This window comes from Pseudomonas sp. 24 E 13 (genome assembly GCF_900004715.1).
Taxonomy (GTDB): Bacteria; Pseudomonadota; Gammaproteobacteria; order Pseudomonadales; family Pseudomonadaceae; genus Aquipseudomonas; species Aquipseudomonas orientalis_A.
The window spans coordinates 26408-45080 of record NZ_CVTO01000093.1 but is presented as its reverse complement, the minus strand read 5'-3'; the positions used below and the strand labels follow the sequence as shown (position 1 = coordinate 45080).

The following is an 18673-nucleotide window of genomic DNA, read 5'->3' as shown; positions in this document are numbered from 1 at the left end:
GAGCGAGCTCGCTCGCGAAAAACGTCAACGATAACGCGGGTATCCTGGATAAACGCGCTGCCTGTTCGTTCTTCGCGAGCATGCTCGCTCCTACAGGGTGAGGTTAGAACTTGGCTTCAGCATCCAGCTGCAGGGTGTTGGTGTTGGCATCACGCTGAGTCCGGCTGGCGTAGTCAGCCTTGGTCAGGAAGTAAGTGGCGCCCAGGGCGAAGTTCTTGTCGATGTCGTAGCTGACCTTCATCTTGTGACCGCGCGAACCGGTGGTGCCGTTGGCGAAGTCCGAATCGGTGAAGGCGCCTACCACTGCGTCACGTTGCGTATCGCGGTAGTTGTAGTCGAGGTTGAAACCGAACACCTTGGACTTGGCACCCACCAACCAGGCGGTGTCCTGATCGGTCACGGCATCGTTGTTTTTCACGTATTGGCCGTAGAAGGCCAACGGCACTGCCAGGCCGCCGATGTCGGCTTGGGCAAAGCCTTCATACAAGCGGAATTCGTTATTGGCCGAGTTGCCGTTGACCGCCAGTGCGCAAGGCGTGGTGGTGGTCGTGCAGCGGCTGTCCTTGTCGTTCTGGTAGGCGTAGACACTGCCGCCCAGGGTCATTTTCAGGTTGTCGGTCAGCGAGAAACGCGTGCCCAACTGGCCGGATGTCAGGCGCAGGTCGTGGCGAAATTGCACGCCGTCGCCGTCGACGTTGTCCTTGAGGTTGTAGTTGCCCAGGCTGCCGAACAGCTCGGCGCTGCCGCCAAGCGGGTATTTGTAGGTGACGGCCAGGCCTTCGGGGTTGATATCGCTGTCCCAGATCACATCGCCCATGCTCACCCACGGTTGCATCATCTTGCCGCCGATCACGTGCAGGTTCTTGATCTGGTCCGGGTGGTAGTCGATGTAGCCGAGGTCCAGCCAGATCGATTTCTTATCGAAGTAACCATCCTGGTCCTGGTTGGTGGAACGCGCATCGTCGCCGCCGCCCGTGGCGATACGGATACCGGTGTCCACCTGCGGGTTGATCTCGGTGTAGGCACCCAGGCGCGCGCGGATACGTTGACGGTCCTTGTCACGCCCACCGTTGTTGGGCTCGCCATCGATCTTGATGGTTTCCTGGCGAAAGCGCACATCGCCCTTGAACTGAGTCTTGGCGGCCCAGGCCAGCTTCTGGTCGAAGCTGCTCAGCTCGTTGGTCTTTTTCGCGGTGGCGGCGATCTGTTCGTTGGTTTCCTGTTGGGCCTGGCGTGCGATCTGCTGTTCTTTCTGGTCCTTGGCCAACTCGTTCTGCAATTCGGTGTACTGCGAAGCAGTGATCTGGCCGTTGGCCTTGAGCATGTCGAGCAACTTAGCGTCGACTGCAGCGCTGGCCGGAACGCTCAGGGCCAGTAACAGGCCGCCGCACAGGACCGCCGCAGTTTTAGTGGAAGCAAGACGCATATCAATCTCCGAAAGTGAGGAGGGGTAACAAACCCTCCAGGACACAACCGACCGATGACGGACGGAAAAAAGGCCACCTGGCAAACCCGGGTGCTCTAAAAACAGGCGTCAGTATCGCGACGGTTTATGACGGAGTAGTGGCTAAGTGATTTCATCTCCATGACAATTGGTTTGCCCACGGAACTATTGATTTGGAGTTGTGTCCTGGGTTTTTTCCGGGTGTGCACTCGGCTGTGATAGGCGATACTCGCCAGGCTTTCACGCCCAAGACACAGAGAAGATGCCGATGCCGCTGCAACGCCTGGACAGCCTGTCCGACATCACCCCGCAGGCCTGGGATGCCCTGGCGCCGCAGGCCCAGCCATTCGTGCGGCATGCGTTCCTGAGCGCGCTGGAAGACAGTGGCAGCCTGGGGGGCCATTCGGGCTGGCAACCGGAGCATTTGCTGCATTGGGAGGGCGAGCGGCTGGTGGCGGCATTGCCCGGTTATCGCAAGTGGCATTCCTATGGCGAGTACGTGTTCGATCACGGGTGGGCCGACGCCTGCGCACGCGCCGGCATCGATTACTACCCCAAGCTGCTGACGGCCGTGCCGTTCAGTCCGGTCAGCGGCCCGCGTTTGCTTGCAGCCAATGCCGAGGACGGCTTCGAACTGTTGAACAGCCTGCCCGGTTACCTGGAAATCGAGGGGCTATCCAGTGCCCATGTCAATTTCACCGACGCGCTGGCCGATGACGCACTGGCCCGGCATCCCGGCTGGTTGCAGCGTCTGGGCTGCCAGTTCCACTGGCAGAACCGTGGCTACCGCGACTTCCAGGATTTTCTCGACGCCCTGAGCTCACGCAAGCGCAAACAGATGCGCAAAGAGCGCGAACAGGTGGCGGGGCAGGGTATCGAGTTCGAGTGGTTGCAGGGCCATGAACTGAGCGAAGCCCAGTGGGATTTTGTTTACGCCTGTTACGCCAACACCTACGCGGTACGCCGCCAGTCGCCCTACCTGACCCGGGCGTTTTTCAGCCTGCTGGCCGAGCGCATGCCCGAGGCGATTCGCGTGGTCCTGGCCAAACAGGGCTCACGCCCGGTGGCCATGGCGTTCAGCCTGATCGGCGGTGACAGCTTCTACGGCCGCTATTGGGGCTGCCTGGCGGAGTTCGACCGGCTGCATTTCGAGACCTGTTTCTACCAGGGCATGGACTACGCCATCGCCCACGGCCTGCAACGCTTCGATGCCGGCGCTCAGGGCGAGCATAAATTGATTCGTGGCTTTGAACCGGTGATTACCCATTCGTGGCATTACCTGCGCCATCCGGGACTGAAAAACGCCGTGGAGGATTTCCTCGAGCGCGAGCGAGTGGGCATTCTGGCGTATGCCGAAGAGGCGAGGTCGGCGCTGCCTTATCGGCAGGCTTGAGCCACCGGTCTGGCAGAACTGGTCAAAGAAGCCGAAATCGCTATTCTGTATGTACAAAAGTACATACAGGACGTGCCATGCATTTTGAGTGGGATGATTCAAAAAACAAGGCCAACATTGCTAAGCACGGCATCGATTTCAACGACGTTCCGGATATCTTTAGACATCCAATGCTGGCCTTGCGCGATGATCGAGCGGATTATGACGAAGAGCGTTGGATCAGTATTGGCTGGATCAAATTATTGATTGGTGTTGTCGTATACACCGAGCGGTGTGGTGATGTGATCCGTATCATTTCCGCCCGAAAAGCAACCAAGAAGGAGGCCAAATATTATGACGCAAACATCGAAAACTGATTGGGAGCGCCTGGCCAAGATGAGCGACAAAGATATTGATACCAGTGAAATTCCTGAACTGGATGCTGAGTTTTTTCGACGTGCTGAACTGCGTGTTCCTGTGAAGCAGGCGGTCACCATTCGACTTGATGCGGATGTTTTAGAGTGGTTCAAAGGTCAAGGCACTGGCTACCAGACCCGCATTAACCAGCTCTTGCGCCAATACATGCAGGCTCATCAAGGCTGATCAACACGTCAAAAGTTCCGCCCTGCCTTATCGGCGGGCCTGCCCGTAAGATCGTTCCCACGCGGAGCGTGGGAATGATCAGGCTGCACTAACTTAGAGTCTGCCGGTCTCGATGCCTTCAATCGATGCCAACGAACCCACCCGTCTGGTGCTGCCACAACCGCGCATACAGCCCGCCATGGGCCAGCAATTGGGCGTGGCTGCCGCTTTCGGCGATCCGGCCTTTTTCCAGTACGACCAGTCGGTCCATCCGCGCGATGGTCGAGAGTCGGTGCGCGATCGCAATCACGGTCTTGCCCTGCATCAGGGTTTCCAGGCTTTCCTGGATCGCGGCTTCCACTTCGGAGTCCAGTGCCGAGGTGGCTTCGTCCATGATCAGGATCGGTGCATCCTTGAGCAGCACGCGGGCGATGGCGATCCGTTGACGCTGGCCGCCGGAGAGTTTCACCCCACGCTCGCCCACATGGGCATCCAACCCGGTACGGCCCTCGGAATCCGACAGCAGCGGGATGAACTCGTCGGCGCGCGCCTTGTGCACGGCGGCCCAGAGTTCTTCGTCGGTGGCCTGCGGCTTGCCGTACAGCAGGTTGTCGCGGATTGAGCGGTGCAGCAGCGAAGTGTCCTGGGTAATCATGCCGATCTGCGCGCGCAGGCTTTCCTGGGCGACTTCGGCGATGTCCTGGCCGTCGATCAGGATGCGGCCGCCCTGCAGGTCGTAGAGGCGCAGCAGCAGGTTGACCAGGGTCGACTTGCCCGCGCCGGACGGGCCGATCAGGCCGATCTTCTCCCCTGCCTTGATCTCAAGGTTCAGGCCGCCAATGATCCCGCTCTGCTTGCCGTAGTGGAAATCCACCTGCTCGAAGCGCACCAGGCCGTGGGGCACTTCCAGGCGCGGGGCGTCGGCGCGGTCGACCACCGCAAGCGGCTGGGCGATGGTCTTGAGGCCATCCTGCACGATGCCGATGTTTTCGAAAATGCCGTTGACTACCCACATGATCCAGCCGGACATATTGACGATGCGAATCACCAGGCCGGTGGCCAGGGCAATGGCGCCGACGGAAATCAGCGACTGCGTCCACAGCCACAGGGCCAGGCCTGTGGTGGTGACGATCAGCAGGCCGTTCAGGACGGTGATGACCGCGTCCATGCTGGTGAGCACGCGCGCCGCCAGTTGGGTTTTTTCGGTTTGCTCGACAATCGCTTCCTTGGCGTATTCCTGCTCATTCTGCGTATGGGCAAACAGCTTCAAGGTGGTGATGTTGGTGTAGCCGTCGACGATGCGGCCCATGAGTTTGGAGCGCGCTTCGGAAGAGATCACCGAACGCTCCTTGACCCGCGGCACGAAGTAACGCAATGCCAGGCAGTAGCAGACGATCCAGATGATCAACGGAATCATCAGTCGCCAGTCGGCCTCGGCAAACAACACCAGCGAGGTGATGGCATAGATCGACACGTGCCAGATGGCTTCGGCCGTTGCCACCGCAGAGTCACGCAACGAGTTGCCGGTTTGCATGATGCGCTGGGCAATGCGTCCGGCGAAATCATTCTGGAAGAAATTCAGGCTCTGCTTGAGCACGTAGCTGTGGTTCTGCCAGCGGATCAGGCTGGTCATGCCGGGGTTGATGGTCTGGTGCACGAGCAAGTCATGCAGGCTGTTGAAAATCGGTCGCAGCAGCAGGGCGACCACGGCCATCCAGATCAGCTCGGTGCTGTGCACCTGGAAGAAATTCGCGGGCGGCGTGCCCTGGGCCAGGTCGATGATGCGGCTCAGGTAGCTGAACAGCGCGACCTCGATCAGCGCACCGACCAGGCCCACCACCAACAGCGCGGCAAAACACGGCCACACCTGGCGCAGGTAGTAGAGGTAGAAGGGCAGGACTTTATCGGGCGGGGCCGCGCTGGGAGCATCGCGGAAGATGTCGATCAGTTGTTCAAAACGACGATAGAGCATTAGGCTTGACGCCCGCCGTGCGGGCTCTCCTTTCAAATGCGCACGTCGCCTTGTGGGCAACGTGCGGAAGTTCCTGCAGACCTCAGTCGATGCGCTTGGCCGACTTGATCAGGACAGGATCGATTGGCACGTTCTGCATGCCTTGCTTGGTGGTGGTCTGCGAATTGACGATGACATCCACCACGTCCATGCCCTTGACCACCTTGGCAAATACCGCGTAACCGGCATCGCGGCCCGGGTCGAGGAAGGCATTATCGGCCACGTTGATGAAGAATTGGCTGGTGGCCGAGTTCGGGTCATTGGTGCGGGCCATGGACAAGGTGCCGCGCACATTATGCAGGCCGTTGCTGGCTTCGTTCTTGATCGGTGCTTCGGTCGGCTTTTGCGACATCTGCTGGGTAAACCCGCCGCCCTGGACCATGAAACCCGGGATCACACGGTGAAAAATCGTGTTGGTGTAGAAGCCTTTGTCGACATAGGCGAGGAAATTCTTGGTGCTGATCGGCGCCTTGACCGGGTCGAGTTCGATTTCAATGTCGCCATTGGTGGTGGAAATCAGTACGTGGGGCGCTTTGGCCGGTTCGGCCGCCATCAGGTTGGCAGCGAACAGAACGGAACCGGCAAGGAAGGCAATTTTTTTCAGCATGGGTCAGTGATCCTGGGTAATGGTGTCGAGTTTGATCCAAGGGCGTGGCGGGAATCTTCAATCACCACCGGTCGCGCGTTGGGCAGCAGTTTTACATAGATTTCTTTCCGGGCCATGGGTTCACTGCGTTTCAGGCTTGCCGAGGGCCGCGAAGGGCGCGTCCAGCGGAGCGGTATCAAAGGTGCGTAGCAGTTCCACGAGAATCTGCGTCGCAGGCCCCAGGGGTTTGTCCTTGTTCGAATACAAATAGAATGTGGGATGGCGGCTGACGCCCTGTTCCAACGGCAGTTGCTTGAGCAGGCCTTCGGCGAGTTCGCGCTCGATCATGTGCCGGGGCAACCACGCAAACCCCAGGCCGCTGCCTACGAACGCGGCGGCGGTGGCCAGGCTGCCGACGGTCCAGCGCTGTTCGGCGCCGAGCCAACCCACATCCCGCGGTTGCTGGCGACCGGAGTCGCGGATGACCACCTGCATATGGCTTTCCAGGTCCTGGAAGCTCAACTCGCGGTGCATGCGGTGCAACCCGTGCTCGGGATGGGCCACGGCGACGAATTCCACATCGCTCATTTCGGTGCCCAGGTAACCGGGAATGCTGAAGCCGCAGATCGCCAGGTCAGCCACGCCTTCTATCAAAAGCTCCTCGACGCCGGACAACACCTCCTCACGCAAGCGCACCCGGCAGCCTCGGCTCTGCGGCATGAAGGCGGTCAGGGCGCGTACCAGGCGCGCGTTGGGATAGGCCGCATCCACGACCAGCCGCACTTCGGCCTCCCAGCCTTGTTCCATATGGTGGGCAAGATCTTCCAGTTGGCTGGCATTCTTCACCAGTTGCCGGGAGCGGCGCAGCAGCACTTCACCCGCATCGGTGAGTACCGCCTTGCGCCCGTCGATGCGCAGCAGCGGCACGCCGAGCTGGTCCTGCATGCGCGCCACGGTGTAGCTCACCGAGGACTGCGAACGGTGCAGCGCTTCGGCCGCCTGGGCGAAGCCGCCATGGTCGACCACGGCCTGCAATGTGCGCCATTGATCAAGGGTCACGCGGGGCGCTTTCAAGATGAGCTCCTCTTGTCCTAAGCTGGCGGTCCTTATTGGAGACTGCCGAATGAGAAAATTCTGTTGTGTGTTGCTGGCGTTGCTGCCGATGAGCGCGTTTGCCTACCCGATCGACGTGACTAAAAAGATCGACGGCGTAAGCATCGACTACACCGCGTCCGATGTGGACGGCGATATCAGCTCGATTCAGCTCAATAACTACGGCACCCAGGATGCCCTGTGTTCTGTAATCTTTACCAATGGCCCGGAAGCGCCGCGTCGTCGCACCGTCAGCGTGCCCGCAGGCAAAAGCACCCACACCACGGTCAAGTTCAACCGCGCGATCATCAAGATGCGAATCGCCCTGGCGTGTGCGCCGAAATAAAGCAAGCGCGGAGCACAGCGACAGGCAGACTCCGCTTATAAACAAATTTATAGATGGGTTATAGCAGTTTTTTGCGCTTTTTAATCGAAGCGGCCACGGTTAATCTTTTCTGCATCGACTCACAGCATTTTCCGATAGAGCCTACATGGCCCTGTCCGCCAACGCCCTGCTCGTGCAGGTGGCGTGATCCTTTAATCGCCAGATAATCCCCCGGTGTTTATCTAGCCCCAAGCAATCCGTTCAAGTACGCGTACCGAACCTCCCCTTGCACTGTTTGCTCCTGAGTGCTCCTGCCCGACTGCCGCTTCAGCGAGGTCGGGTTTTTTTTGCCTCGAGTTTCTTCAAGCATCGAAAAGCTTTAATGTCGCGCCCATTCGAAACGAGGCGCACATGGGCTATCTACTGGTTGTCACCCTGATTCAGGCATTTTCCTTCAGCTTGATCGGCGAATACCTCGCCGGTCACGTCGACAGCTACTTCGCAGTGCTGGTGCGCGTGGTACTGGCCGGGTTGATCTTCATCCCACTGACCCGCTGGCGCTCGGTGCCACCGGCCTTCATGCGCGGCATGCTGGTCATCGGTGCGCTGCAGTTCGGCGTGACCTATGTGTGTCTGTATCTGAGCTTTCGCGTACTGACGGTGCCGGAGGTGTTGCTGTTCACGATCCTCACACCGTTGCACGTGACCCTGATCGAAGACGCGCTCAACCGGCGGTTCAATCCCTGGGCACTGGTCGCCGCACTGGTGGCGGTGGCGGGTGCGGCGGTGATTCGCTTCGACCAGATCACGCCGAATTTCCTGATGGGCTTCCTGCTGCTGCAACTGGCCAATTTCACCTACTCCGCCGGGCAAGTCATGTACAAGCATCTGGTGGCACGCTATCCGAGCGATCAGCCGCACTACCGACGCTTCGGTTATTTCTACCTGGGTGCCTTGCTGGTGGTGCTGCCCGCGTTCCTGCTGTTCGGCAAGGCAGACTTTCTGCCCCAGGCGCCGCTGCAATGGGGTGTGCTGGTGTTCCTGGGGTTGATCAGTACCGCGCTGGGCATGTACTGGTGGAACAAGGGGGCGTGCCTGGTCAATGGTGGCACCCTGGCGGTGATGAATAACCTGCATGTGCCGGTGGGGCTGCTGCTGAACCTGCTGATCTGGAACCAGCATGAACCGCTGGGAAGGCTGGCCCTGGGCGGCCTGGTGATTCTGGCGGCGGTTTGGGTCAGTCGATTGGGTATCAAGCCCGCTGCTGGCGTAAAGTCTGCGACTTGAAGGTGCCAGCGATGTGTGAGCGGCAATGAGAGTGTGTTATCGAAAGGAACGGTGTGGGGGTGGCAGAGTGGACAAGGTCGATGAACTGATAATTGCTGCCTTGAAGGATGACTCCCGCGTCAGCCTGGCCGAACTGGCGCGCCAGGTTCACAAGTCTCGAACCGCCGTGGAGTCGCGGGTTCAAAAACTGATCGAAAAGGGCATTATCCTCGGCTTTACCATCAGCGTCGCTGAGGGTGATGAGGCCCGGCAATCGGCATTTTTGATGCTCAAGCTCAACGGGAGCACCTGCCACCTGGTGTTTCCGAAAATCCACCAGTATCGCGAGGTGGTGCAGGCCTATTCATTGTTTGGCGACGTGGACATGATGCTCGACGTGCGCTACCGCCATTTTGAAGAGTTGATGGTGTTGAAGGAAAACCTGCTCAAGATCGAGCACGTGAATGAGGTGGTGGTCAATCCGGTGCTCAAGGCCTGGCGCTAGCCGCTGCCGTCCGGGACGGCAGCGGCTGGTGCCCGATCACGCCGGCGCGTGGTCGTGGAAGGTTTCGAGAAAGTAGTGATTCAGGGCCGGCATTGTCTGGCGCAGGGTGTCCACGAATTCTGCGATGACCGTCCGGTTGAATGCCAACGTGGTGTCGTCATGCCCCAGGACCACCACCAGCAGGCTGGACGATGCGTTCGTCAGTCTGAAGTCATGGGCATCGGCGTCGACTTTGCCGATGCTCGCCAAAGGCACGTCGCCGCAGGTATAGACGATGTCGCCCGCGGGGATCATGACGTCCTTCTTGGCGAACAACGGGCGGAAGGCCCTCGGTTCCGGCGAGCGCATGACGTGGATATCGTCCCGCTGATGATAGCTGTGTACGCCGATGCTGACGCCGTGTCGGATCGCCACGGCGTTATAGGCATCGACGACGTTATTGATCGGGCGCACACCGTTGGCGATGAAGCGCCGCAGCAGTTTTTCGTTGGCGCTGACCGTGTTGGTGTAGCCGAGCTTTTCAAGCTGGCGGGCAAACCCTTCGTAAACGGGATTGGCGTCCAGTTCGTTGAGGTGCGAGGCCACATGATTCAGGTTGCTCTGCAAGAGACTGACGAAACTCTGGTCGTCAGACACCCGGATGTTTTCGACAACGGCGGCGCACGCATTATTGAGGCCCAGGTCAAGGGCTGACTGTTGAATGATCAAACGACTTTTCATGCCCTTAGCTCCATAGCTTGTTGCGCAGCAGTTCGGTGCTGGCGTCGAGCTGTTGCAGGCTGGGGTGCTGCAACCAGAACAGCCCTGGGCAGGTGGCGAAGTCGATCGTGACCGGCGTGGTGTCGCCCGGGCTGAGGAAGAAGCGATGGCCGCAATAGGCTTCATCCAGCATTGCGCTCTGCAGTGCCTGAGGTGAAGGCGCGGTAAAGGTGCGGCGCTCGTCGGAACAGAAAAAGCCGATACGACCATGGCTGATCTCACGTGCAACTCCGGCCGGCGGGCGAGGCCTGCCGAGGTAGCTGTCGATGGCCAGCGATAACAGGTCCGGCTGGTACACCTGTTGAAACAGCAGCGGGGCGATACCGCCATGCAAACGGCCGCCCGCTTCAATCATCACCGGGCCCGCATCGGACCAGATGATTTCCATATGAATCGGCCCGATCTCGATGCTCAGGGCCGCCGCTGCCTGGCGCGCGTAGTCGATCAAGGGTTGCAGCTCTTGTGCCTGGGGGTCGAGGGTGTCCAGGCTTTCATAGACAAACTTGCTGCCGTTTCTGTGGATCTTGGTGTATTTGCACACCGTGGCGATGGTGTACTCGCCATCAAAGGCGACCATGTCCACCACGTACTCCGGTCCCGCCACGAATGGCTGCACGATAAACCCGAGGTTGAACTCCCCAAGGTCGTTTTTCTGCCGCCAGGCCGCATTGTTCAGGGCGGTTTGCACTTCGTGCTTGCCCTGGGCGAATACCACGCCTTCGGTGGCGGCCGAATTCAGTGGCTTGACCACGTAGGTGGCCGCTTCGTCCAACGAGTCGACGACTTCCCGGATGCGGGTTTGCGAACTCAACAGTTGCGACGCAATGTTCGCCAATCCATGTTTCTTGAGCGCTTGCTGCATGGAAAACTTGTTGCGCCGCAGGTCGCTGGTGATGCGGCTGTTGCCCGCAATACGCAGCACTTCGGTGAGGTAATCGGTGAGATAGATCGCGGTCTCGCAGCCTGCGATCACCGCGCTCAATGACAGCTTCTCGAGGGTTTCCAGCAGGCTCTCTTCCCAGTGGTAGACCTCTTCGAAATCTTCCCGGATCAGGTCATCGGTGAAGTGCCTGGGCAAGGTGTTGGTGGAGATCACCGCGATGCACTTCACGCCCTGGGCCTTGAACAACGGGGCGTAGAGTTTGCCGGTGGAAAACGGGTCGACGATCAGTACGGTTTGCAATTGAGGCATTCCTTATTCAAGGGTCGCGGTGGCCGGGACCGCCGGCGTGAGGTTCCACGCCAGCACGGCGGCGGCCAACAGGCCGGCGGAGACGATCATCAACAGGCGCGCACCTTCCAGCCCGAGGAATCCTGCGGTGGTGAAAAACGTCAGGATCATGGGCGCCGAACCGCTGACCAGCAGGTAGTAGAGCGAACTCTTTGCAGCGATCACGTCGGCCACCCGAGCGTTGGGCGCCGACTCGATCAGGTTCTTGCGCAATTGAATGCGCAGGCTGTTGATGCAAAAGCCCAGCAAGAACGCGGCCACCATCATCACGTAGAGGTTCTGGAAATACACGATTGCCACGTCGGCCAGCAGCACCAGGAGGATGGCGCTGTAGCTGTTGAGCTTGATACGTGGCAGCACCGCCGCACTGAAGGCACCCAGGCCCGCCAGGCCGCTGGCCACGCCGAACAGGGTGGCGTTCCACTCATTGAGCTTTTGAAACACGATCGGCACCAGGCTGTTGAAGGCGCCGATATGGAACCCGATCATGCTTAACACAATGATCAGCACGTAGAGGTTTCGCGGCAGGTTCAGCGCCTGGGCCACGGGGCTGTCGCCGGCCTGCTCGGTGGTGTCGGCGCCGGGCGTGGCCTGTACGAACAGGATCGCCGCCAGCGAGACAATCGCCGCCAGGCTGATGATCTGCAGGGTCTGGCTGACCGAGAACACGTCCACGATCACCCCGCCCAGCAGCGCGCCGCCGAAGGCGCCGATCTGGATGGACGTTTGCATCAGCCGCGCCGAGGTGTCGCTGTCGGTCGCGCCGGCCAACACCAGCTTGGTATTTTTCGACTCGAGGGTGCTGATGGTGAAATAGTCGGTGACACCGACCACGAACGCGATTGCCAGAAAGCCGATGGGCAACACGGCGGCGTTTGTGAACGACAGGCCAAGCACGGCGGCGAACGCGGTCAGGCGGATGTACAGCAGGCGTTTCATGCTCAGTTCAATGGTGAAAAACTTGCCGATGTATTGTTCGCACACATACGGCACCACCGTCGCCACGCACAGCGTGGCGCCGACCAGGAATGTCGAGCCGGTGGTTTCCAGGCCGAACCAGACCATGGCAATCACAATCGCCATGTCCAGGCCGGTAAACAGGGTCACGATCGAATAGAACGCTGTCAGTGTTGATTTAGTGGTCATAGGGCTCAGTCGTAACGAGAAAGTTTGAGTAAAGGCACGCACCGTTGGGTGTCACCGACGACGGTACTGAACTGGTTTCTGACGCGAACGGTGGGGGGCGACTTCTTTTCCAGGTTGCACACCTTGTAAGCGTTGTCGTGCCAGGGGCAGATCACACTCTGCCCGTCGCCGCTGGCTTCACCCATGTGCAACGGGCCGCCGCGATGGGGGCAAGTGGTCGGCAGCAACTGCGTCGAATAGGTGTGGCGCTTGAGAAAATAAGTGGTGTCTTCCACGGCTACGTAGTTGGCGTCGGTCAGGTTCAGGCGGATAGCTTTCATGGGGTGCCTACTCAAAGTGCCGTGACGGTATAGGTGCAGGACGGGCTGACGACGCGGGTGCCATGCAGCATGCCCTTGGGAATCACCACGCCTTCCCCGGCCTTCAGGCGCACGCTGAGTTCGGGGCTTGCGACAAAATCCAGCTCGCCGGTTTCAACCCAGAACAGCTCGTCATTGGGGTGGGTGTGCGGCACCGAGAGTTCGTGCTCGGCCTCGGTAATGCGCTGGTCCACCGGCTTCTGGCCGTGGTGGGCGGCAGCCAGTGCACGGTGTTCATCCAGCTCGTCATGCCATTTGATATGGGCGTAGAGCTCTTCATCGGCGATGTCCTGCAACAACCTGAATTCTTCGAAACCGCGGACCAGGTCGGGAATGATCTTGCTGCCAAATTGCTTGATCATCGGCAGGATGAGGCGCTGCAGGGCCATTCTTCCGTGATGGACATCGATGTGTGAATGTTCATCGAAATAGTCGGTGGAGACGCTGTCGCCGAAAATCGCCTTGATGGCGCTCGACTGGTGCTTGGTAGTGAGGGCCAGGGTGGCCTCGGTGTAATACATCGCGCCAATGTAGCGGAACAGCTCGCCGTGGTTGGCGGACACATAATGGAAGTAGTTGGTCAGCGACAAGGAACCTGCGGTGTAGAACTGCCAGTAATGGTGCACGTGGTGCGACATGCCCATGTCTTTGAGCATGTCTTCAAAAATGGTGCTGTGCTTCTTTTTATCGACGCCGTAGCCATATTCATCGATCAGGATCTTGAACAGCTCGCTGGTGTACACACCGCAGTTGCCCAGCACGTTACGCGCCATCGCCGAGGCTTCACTGAGGAAGTCGCCGGCGCATTGGGTCATGAAAAAACGCGCGGCCCGTTCAGGGTTGCGGCTGGTGGTCAGTACCTGGTGCAACCTGGACTCGGACTGTGCGACTTCCTCCAGGACTTTGTCGGTGTGGGCGACAAACGAATCCAGGCACCACGAACCGTTGATATGCACTTCCTGCTTGAGCCAGTCGTACAGATACTGCTCAAGCAACGGCCGGATCTTCTTGCCGCTGGCGGCGTGCTCGGGGTCGTAGAATTGTTTGAACGCCTTGAGATCGAGTTCCATGGGCGGCTTTGGCAGAAATACCAGGTCCTGCTCATAGATATTCAATAACAAGCGTTGCGCCAATAAATGCTGGCTGTCTGAAAGTTGGTCGCTGGTCAGGCGGGTGCTGATAATAACATCTGAAATATCCTGCGGCCGAGAAGGGCGCTGGAAGGGGCTGTTGGTATAAAAACTGCGCGGTTGGGCAAAAGCCTGGGCATCACCGTAGTGGGTAAGCGCCTCGGCATCCGAACTGAGTGCGAAGTGGGGCGCGTCATCTGACAGCTTAGTTGTCCATAACATAAGAAGTGCCTTCTGGCTGATTTGTTCGATGGCCAGATGCTATAGATTTGGTTTTTCTAAAAACAGATTGAAAATTGGGCGCGTAGATAGTGAATTTCACTAAATCAATAGGTGGAGTCTGCTTTGTGATTTGGGTGAGTTGATTTATTTTAGGGCGACGACTAGACATGTTCGCCGGCTTTTTCCGGCATGCGGGCTAATAAGGTCTTGAGGAAGAAGGAAGATGACAGTCAGCGTTTTGATCCTGCCGGGCCTGTTCAACTCCGGTGAAGCCCATTGGCAATCGCAATGGGAGCGTCAGTTCCACGGGTTGCAGAGGGTCGAGCAGCAGGACTGGCAAACGCCGGTCGCTGCCGATTGGGTGGCGCGCCTGAATCAGGCGATAGAGGCGGCTGACAGCAAGGTTGTGCTGGTCGCGCACAGCCTGGCGATTACCCTGATCACACGCTGGGCGGCGCAGTATCCGCAGTCGAACAAGGTAAAGGGCGCCTTGCTGGTGGCGCCAAGCGATACCGAGGCGGAATCGTATCCGTCGGGCACCACCGGTTTTACGCCGATGTCGATGCAGCGCCTGCCGTTTCGCACGATCCTGGTGGCGAGCACCAACGATCCCTACGTCACCCCGGAACGGGCGAAAGCATTCGGCGAGGCATGGGGCAGTGAACTGGTGTGGGAGCCGGACGCCGGCCATATCAACGGCGACTCGGGGTACGGGCCTTGGCCGAAGGGTGCGGAATACCTTTACCAATTGACCGGTGACCCGCAGTTCCAACTCAAGTAGCGGCCACTGCGAGGGACCGCCAGGCCCCTCGCAGCTCAGGTTGTCAGTGCTCCAGGGTTTCCACGGCCTTGGCATTCTGCGTCATCGCAAAGAGACCGCCGCGCAGGTCCGTGCCGCTCGGCTGCTGATACAGGCTCAAGCCGAACTCCGGCAATACCGCCAATAAATAATCGAAAATATCCCCCTGGATGCGCTCGTAGTCCGCCCACGCCGTGGTGCGGGTGAAGCAGTAGATTTCCAGCGGCACGCCCTGGGCGGTGGTCTGCATCTGGCGCACCATGCAGGTCATGTTCGGCTGGATGTCCGGGTGGCTTTGCAGGTACGCCAGGGCGTAGGCGCGAAAGGTCCCCAGGTTGGTCATGCGGCGGCGGTTGGCCGACAGTTGCGCACTGTGGCCCTGGGCCTCGTTCCAGGCCTTGAGTTCGGCCTGCTTGCGCCCGATGTAGCCGGTGAGCAGGTGCACCTGGGTCATGCGTTCTTCTTCGTCATCGCGCAGAAAACGCACGCCGCTGGCGTCGATGAACAGGCTGCGCTTTATGCGCCGGCCGCCGGAGGCCTGCATGCCGCGCCAGTTCTTGAATGACTCGGACATCAGGCGCCAGGTGGGAATGGAGACGATGGTCTTGTCGAAGTTCTGCACCTTGACCGTGTGCAGGGTGATATCCACCACATCCCCGTCGGCACCGACCTGGGGCATTTCGATCCAGTCGCCGACCCGCAGCATGTCGTTGCTGGTCAATTGCACGCTGGCCACGAACGACAGCAGCGTGTCCTTGTACACCAACAGGATCACCGCCGACATGGCACCCAGGCCCGACAGCAGCAACAGCGGCGAACGGTCGATCAGGGTGGCGACGATGATGATCGCGCCAAACACGAACAGCACCATCTTTGCCAGCTGCACATAGCCCTTGATCGAGCGGGTGCGCGCATGTTCGGTGCGCGCGTAGATATCCAGCAGCGCGTTGAGCAGTGCACTTATCGCCAGCACCATGAACAGAATGGTGATCGCCAGGGCCACGTTGCCGATGAACAGGATGGCGGTCTTGCTCAGGTCCGGCACCAGATACAGGCCGAACTGGATCACCAGGGACGGCGTCATCTGCGCCAGGCGATGGAAGACTTTGTTATGCCGCAGATCGTTGAGCCAATGCAGCGCCGGCTGCCGGCCGAGTAATTTGACCGCGTGCAGGATGAGGTAACGCGCCACACGCCCCACGACGAAGGCCACCACCAGCAATACCAGCAAGCCGAGGCTGGAATGCAGGACCGGGTGTTCATCGAGGGCGCCCCAGAGGTCTTGGACGTTGAGCCAGAGCTGTTTGATATCCATGGATTAACCGATTCTTCTGTAAGACAACACGGGCCGATTAGAGCATTTAAGTGCAACAAAGTTGACGCCACGGACAAAATCGCTGACAAAAAACCAGCTGATTAGCACCGTTCGCGTAAAGAAACTCGGTTTGGACGCCCGAAACCGGTAACCTATGCAGCTGATATTTTGTATTTCTTCGAGGTAGCACCCGTGTTTTCCCAATTCGCCCTGCACGAACGCCTGCTCAAAGCCGTGGCCGAGCTTAAATTTGTCGAGCCTACGCCTGTGCAGGCAGCGGCCATCCCGCTCGCGCTCCAGGGGCGTGACCTGCGGGTGACGGCGCAAACCGGTAGCGGCAAGACCGCTGCTTTCGTCCTGCCGGTGCTCAACCGCCTGATCGGCCCGGCTAAAGTCCGCGTCAGCATCAAGACCCTGATCCTGCTGCCGACCCGCGAGCTGGCCCAGCAGACCCTGAAGGAAGTCGAGCGCTTCTCGCAGTTCACCTTCATCAAGTCCGGCATCATTACCGGTGGCGAAGACTTCAAGGTCCAGGCCGCCATGCTGCGCAAGGTCCCGGATATCCTGATCGGCACCCCGGGCCGCATGATCGAGCAACTCAATGCCGGCAACCTCGACCTCAAGGAAGTCGAAGTGCTGGTGCTTGACGAAGCCGACCGCATGCTCGACATGGGCTTTGCCGACGACGTGCAGCGCCTGGTGGCCGAATGCGTCAACCGCCAGCAGACCATGCTGTTCTCCGCCACCACCGGTGGCTCGACCCTGCGCGACATGGTCGCCAAGGTGCTGAACGACCCCGAACACCTGCAGGTCAACAACGTCAGCGACCTGAACGCGACCACGCGTCAGCAGATCGTCACCGCTGACCACAACGTGCATAAAGAACAGATCCTCAATTGGCTGCTGGCCAACGAGACCTATCAGAAGGCGATCGTCTTCACCAACACCCGCGCCGCTGCCGACCGGATCTACGGGCGCCTGGTGGCGCAGGAATACAAGGCGTTCGTGCTGCACGGCGAAAAGGACCAGAAGGATCGCAAACTGGCCATCGACCGCCTCAAGGCGGGCGGCGTGAAGATCCTGGTCGCTACCGATGTCGCCGCGCGCGGCCTTGACGTGGATGGCCTGGACCTGGTGATCAACTTCGACATGCCACGCAGCGGCGACGAATACGTGCACCGTATCGGCCGTACCGGGCGTGCCGGCAACGATGGCCTGGCCATCTCGCTGATCTGTCACGGGGACTGGAACCTGATGTCGAGCATCGAGCGCTACCTTAAGCAATCGTTCGAGCGCCGCACCATCAAGGAAGTCAAAGGCACCTACACCGGGCCGAAGAAGGTCAAGGCCTCGGGCAAGGCCGTTGGGGTGAAGAAGAAAAAGACTGACGCCAAGGGCGAAAAGAAAAAGGCCGGCGCCAAGTCACCGACCAAGCGCAAGATCGCCAATCGGCCGAAGACCGACAACCTGTCGCTCGTCAGCAAGGACGGCATGGCCCCGCTCAAGCGCCGCAAGCCGGAAGTGCCGGCTGCCGAGTAGCATTCGTCTGACCGATCGTTCCCACGCTGCGCGTGGGAACGCCTCCCGGGACGCTCCGCGTCCACGCCTGCATTCAGCTTTTGGCTTTAGCCGCCGCTTCCTTGAGTTCCTTGAGGCGCGCATCAATCAACTGGCACTTGTCGGGAAATTCCGCGCTTTCGGTGTCCAGATCCATTTTCTGCAACTCGTCATTCATCTCCTTGGCCTTGGTCGGGTTCTGCTCGGTGAGCTGAGTGACTTCCCGCGCCAGTTGCTCGCGCTTGGCGGTGGCTTCCTCAGGCGTGCAGGCCCAGGCGGGCACGCTGCTCAGCAGCGTAGCGGCGACGGCCAGGTTCATCAGGGTTTTCATGGGCGACCTCCTTGGCGATTGTGTACGGTTGAGGGGGCGAACGTCGGGAAAGTTCAGCGAAATGACGCCCGTCGATCAGGCTGAACGGCGGCCGAGCTGGCGTGTCACACCTCTGGACGGGCTACTTTTCCGTGGGCCTGCAGGAGGAATCAGGATGACGACTTACAACTGGGATCTGATCGAACGTCTGTTGCATGAAGTGCAAAACGGTGAGGGCAGCTTCGCCCCGCGCAAGTACGCCGAGCAGGAAGCCGCCGAGAAGGCCACGGCCGGCGAGTCTGTCGGCAACCTGGATGCGCTGAAAAAGGAGGCTGCTGATTACGAAGCCCTGCTGCTCAAGCGTGGATTTATCGAATCGCGTCCGGAGGAGGAGGGCGGCAATGGCGAGAATTTCATCCTGACGCCGCGCGGTTCAAGCCTGCTTTCCCTGATCGACAGTTCCATTCCAGGCGAACACCATCCACGTCATGTGCTGGACCAACAGGAAGATGCGCTGGACGAAGCCACCTTCGATCACGTGGCCTCCAAGGCCGCAATAGCCGGCGGCGCCATCTGAACACCCCGCATAACCCTGTAGGAGCGAGCTTGCTCGCGAAAAACGTCAACGATAACGCGTGCTTTCTGAATGAGCGCGGTGCCTG

20 protein-coding genes are annotated in these 18673 nt (G+C 59.5%); 9 read left to right on the top strand and 11 right to left on the bottom strand.

What is annotated here, in order from left to right:
• Positions 1 to 103 precede the first annotated feature (103 nt).
• Entirely contained in the window at positions 104 to 1426 is a 1323-nt protein-coding gene (locus BFP90_RS06295) for a putative porin (RefSeq protein ID WP_065887907.1), read from the bottom strand.
• A 286-nt stretch (positions 1427 to 1712) separates the two neighbouring features.
• Here BFP90_RS06295 and BFP90_RS06290 point away from each other — a divergent pair, with 286 nt between their 5' ends.
• The 3 genes from BFP90_RS06290 to BFP90_RS06280 all read left to right on the top strand — a co-directional run bounded on the left by BFP90_RS06290 (position 1713) and on the right by BFP90_RS06280 (position 3419).
• Complete coding sequence (locus tag BFP90_RS06290; protein WP_065896273.1) at positions 1713 to 2837, top strand: GNAT family N-acetyltransferase; 1125 nt, start codon at positions 1713 to 1715, stop codon at positions 2835 to 2837.
• Between the two features lie 77 nt (positions 2838 to 2914).
• A complete protein-coding gene (locus tag BFP90_RS06285) occupies positions 2915 to 3193 on the top strand; it encodes a BrnT family toxin (RefSeq protein WP_065894401.1) in 279 nt (92 codons plus the stop codon).
• Positions 3171 to 3419, top strand: a complete 249-nt coding sequence (locus tag BFP90_RS06280; protein WP_065887908.1) for a BrnA antitoxin family protein — start codon at positions 3171 to 3173, stop codon at positions 3417 to 3419. Before BFP90_RS06285 ends, BFP90_RS06280 begins: the two co-directional genes overlap by 23 nt.
• Before the next feature lie 118 nt (positions 3420 to 3537).
• Here the strand turns inward: BFP90_RS06280 and BFP90_RS06275 are convergent, their stop codons facing one another.
• From BFP90_RS06275 to BFP90_RS06265, 3 genes are all read right to left on the bottom strand, one after another.
• Positions 3538 to 5370, bottom strand: a complete 1833-nt coding sequence (locus BFP90_RS06275) for an ABC transporter ATP-binding protein (protein WP_065894399.1) — start codon at positions 5368 to 5370, stop codon at positions 3538 to 3540.
• An 82-nt stretch (positions 5371 to 5452) separates the two neighbouring features.
• Positions 5453 to 6016: a peptidylprolyl isomerase gene (locus tag BFP90_RS06270; RefSeq protein WP_065887910.1), complete on the bottom strand. Its 564-nt coding sequence runs from the start codon at positions 6014 to 6016 to the stop codon at positions 5453 to 5455.
• A gap of 120 nt (positions 6017 to 6136) precedes the next feature.
• Positions 6137 to 7069 carry a LysR family transcriptional regulator gene (locus BFP90_RS06265; protein ID WP_065894397.1) on the bottom strand — a complete coding sequence of 311 codons (933 nt, stop codon included), beginning with the start codon at positions 7067 to 7069 and terminating at the stop codon, positions 6137 to 6139.
• 49 nt (positions 7070 to 7118) lie between these two features.
• Here BFP90_RS06265 and BFP90_RS06260 point away from each other — a divergent pair, with 49 nt between their 5' ends.
• From BFP90_RS06260 to BFP90_RS06250, 3 genes are all read left to right on the top strand, one after another.
• Entirely contained in the window at positions 7119 to 7433 is a 315-nt protein-coding gene (locus tag BFP90_RS06260; protein ID WP_065894395.1) for a 3-phosphoglycerate kinase, read from the top strand.
• A gap of 390 nt (positions 7434 to 7823) precedes the next feature.
• Complete coding sequence (locus BFP90_RS06255) at positions 7824 to 8699, top strand: carboxylate/amino acid/amine transporter (protein WP_065896265.1); 876 nt, start codon at positions 7824 to 7826, stop codon at positions 8697 to 8699.
• A 67-nt stretch (positions 8700 to 8766) separates the two neighbouring features.
• Positions 8767 to 9183 (top strand): Lrp/AsnC family transcriptional regulator, encoded by a 417-nt coding sequence (locus BFP90_RS06250; protein WP_065887914.1) that lies wholly within the window; start codon positions 8767 to 8769, stop codon positions 9181 to 9183.
• Positions 9184 to 9219: 36 nt separating this feature from the next.
• Here the strand turns inward: BFP90_RS06250 and BFP90_RS06245 are convergent, their stop codons facing one another.
• The 5 genes from BFP90_RS06245 to BFP90_RS06225 are packed head-to-tail and all read right to left on the bottom strand — an operon-like array spanning position 9220 to position 14030.
• Positions 9220 to 9903 carry a phenylalanine--tRNA ligase beta subunit-related protein gene (locus tag BFP90_RS06245; protein ID WP_065894391.1) on the bottom strand — a complete coding sequence of 228 codons (684 nt, stop codon included), beginning with the start codon at positions 9901 to 9903 and terminating at the stop codon, positions 9220 to 9222.
• A gap of 4 nt (positions 9904 to 9907) precedes the next feature.
• A complete protein-coding gene (locus BFP90_RS06240) occupies positions 9908 to 11134 on the bottom strand; it encodes an ATP-grasp domain-containing protein (protein WP_065896264.1) in 1227 nt (408 codons plus the stop codon).
• Positions 11135 to 11137: 3 nt separating this feature from the next.
• Positions 11138 to 12319 (bottom strand): MFS transporter, encoded by a 1182-nt coding sequence (locus tag BFP90_RS06235; RefSeq protein ID WP_065894388.1) that lies wholly within the window; start codon positions 12317 to 12319, stop codon positions 11138 to 11140.
• A 5-nt stretch (positions 12320 to 12324) separates the two neighbouring features.
• Positions 12325 to 12639: a Rieske 2Fe-2S domain-containing protein gene (locus tag BFP90_RS06230; protein ID WP_065896263.1), complete on the bottom strand. Its 315-nt coding sequence runs from the start codon at positions 12637 to 12639 to the stop codon at positions 12325 to 12327.
• A gap of 11 nt (positions 12640 to 12650) precedes the next feature.
• Positions 12651 to 14030 carry an iron-containing redox enzyme family protein gene (locus tag BFP90_RS06225; RefSeq protein ID WP_256097376.1) on the bottom strand — a complete coding sequence of 460 codons (1380 nt, stop codon included), beginning with the start codon at positions 14028 to 14030 and terminating at the stop codon, positions 12651 to 12653.
• A 223-nt stretch (positions 14031 to 14253) separates the two neighbouring features.
• Between BFP90_RS06225 and BFP90_RS06220 the strand changes: the two genes are divergently transcribed.
• Positions 14254 to 14811 (top strand): RBBP9/YdeN family alpha/beta hydrolase, encoded by a 558-nt coding sequence (locus BFP90_RS06220; protein WP_065896262.1) that lies wholly within the window; start codon positions 14254 to 14256, stop codon positions 14809 to 14811.
• Between the two features lie 43 nt (positions 14812 to 14854).
• On the opposite strand, the gene BFP90_RS06215 is transcribed toward BFP90_RS06220, so the two are convergent.
• Positions 14855 to 16144: a mechanosensitive ion channel family protein gene (locus BFP90_RS06215; protein WP_065887920.1), complete on the bottom strand. Its 1290-nt coding sequence runs from the start codon at positions 16142 to 16144 to the stop codon at positions 14855 to 14857.
• 192 nt (positions 16145 to 16336) lie between these two features.
• Here BFP90_RS06215 and BFP90_RS06210 point away from each other — a divergent pair, with 192 nt between their 5' ends.
• On the top strand, positions 16337 to 17683 hold the full coding sequence (locus BFP90_RS06210) for a DEAD/DEAH box helicase (protein WP_065894385.1): 1347 nt from the start codon (positions 16337 to 16339) through the stop codon (positions 17681 to 17683).
• A 73-nt stretch (positions 17684 to 17756) separates the two neighbouring features.
• On the opposite strand, the gene BFP90_RS06205 is transcribed toward BFP90_RS06210, so the two are convergent.
• Entirely contained in the window at positions 17757 to 18032 is a 276-nt protein-coding gene (locus BFP90_RS06205; protein WP_065896261.1) for a hypothetical protein, read from the bottom strand.
• A 154-nt stretch (positions 18033 to 18186) separates the two neighbouring features.
• Here BFP90_RS06205 and BFP90_RS06200 point away from each other — a divergent pair, with 154 nt between their 5' ends.
• Entirely contained in the window at positions 18187 to 18588 is a 402-nt protein-coding gene (locus tag BFP90_RS06200) for a transcriptional regulator (protein WP_065896260.1), read from the top strand.
• The last annotated feature ends 85 nt before the right edge of the window (positions 18589 to 18673 follow it).

Bases quoted from the DNA above. Each gene is read 5' to 3' on its own strand.
- BFP90_RS06295 (WP_065887907.1), bottom strand. From the start codon at position 1,426: ATGCGTCTTGCTTCCACTAAAACTGCGGCGGTCCTGTGCGGCGGCCTG.
- BFP90_RS06290 (WP_065896273.1), top strand. From the start codon at position 1,713: ATGCCGCTGCAACGCCTGGACAGCCTGTCCGACATCACCCCGCAGGCC.
- BFP90_RS06285 (WP_065894401.1), top strand. From the start codon at position 2,915: ATGCATTTTGAGTGGGATGATTCAAAAAACAAGGCCAACATTGCTAAG.
- BFP90_RS06280 (WP_065887908.1), top strand. From the start codon at position 3,171: ATGACGCAAACATCGAAAACTGATTGGGAGCGCCTGGCCAAGATGAGC.
- BFP90_RS06275 (WP_065894399.1), bottom strand. From the start codon at position 5,370: ATGCTCTATCGTCGTTTTGAACAACTGATCGACATCTTCCGCGATGCT.
- BFP90_RS06270 (WP_065887910.1), bottom strand. From the start codon at position 6,016: ATGCTGAAAAAAATTGCCTTCCTTGCCGGTTCCGTTCTGTTCGCTGCC.
- BFP90_RS06260 (WP_065894395.1), top strand. From the start codon at position 7,119: ATGAGAAAATTCTGTTGTGTGTTGCTGGCGTTGCTGCCGATGAGCGCG.
- BFP90_RS06255 (WP_065896265.1), top strand. From the start codon at position 7,824: ATGGGCTATCTACTGGTTGTCACCCTGATTCAGGCATTTTCCTTCAGC.
- BFP90_RS06245 (WP_065894391.1), bottom strand. From the start codon at position 9,903: ATGAAAAGTCGTTTGATCATTCAACAGTCAGCCCTTGACCTGGGCCTC.
- BFP90_RS06240 (WP_065896264.1), bottom strand. From the start codon at position 11,134: ATGCCTCAATTGCAAACCGTACTGATCGTCGACCCGTTTTCCACCGGC.
- BFP90_RS06235 (WP_065894388.1), bottom strand. From the start codon at position 12,319: ATGACCACTAAATCAACACTGACAGCGTTCTATTCGATCGTGACCCTG.
- BFP90_RS06230 (WP_065896263.1), bottom strand. From the start codon at position 12,639: ATGAAAGCTATCCGCCTGAACCTGACCGACGCCAACTACGTAGCCGTG.
- BFP90_RS06225 (WP_256097376.1), bottom strand. From the start codon at position 14,030: ATGTTATGGACAACTAAGCTGTCAGATGACGCGCCCCACTTCGCACTC.
- BFP90_RS06220 (WP_065896262.1), top strand. From the start codon at position 14,254: ATGACAGTCAGCGTTTTGATCCTGCCGGGCCTGTTCAACTCCGGTGAA.
- BFP90_RS06215 (WP_065887920.1), bottom strand. From the start codon at position 16,144: ATGGATATCAAACAGCTCTGGCTCAACGTCCAAGACCTCTGGGGCGCC.
- BFP90_RS06205 (WP_065896261.1), bottom strand. From the start codon at position 18,032: ATGAAAACCCTGATGAACCTGGCCGTCGCCGCTACGCTGCTGAGCAGC.
- BFP90_RS06200 (WP_065896260.1), top strand. From the start codon at position 18,187: ATGACGACTTACAACTGGGATCTGATCGAACGTCTGTTGCATGAAGTG.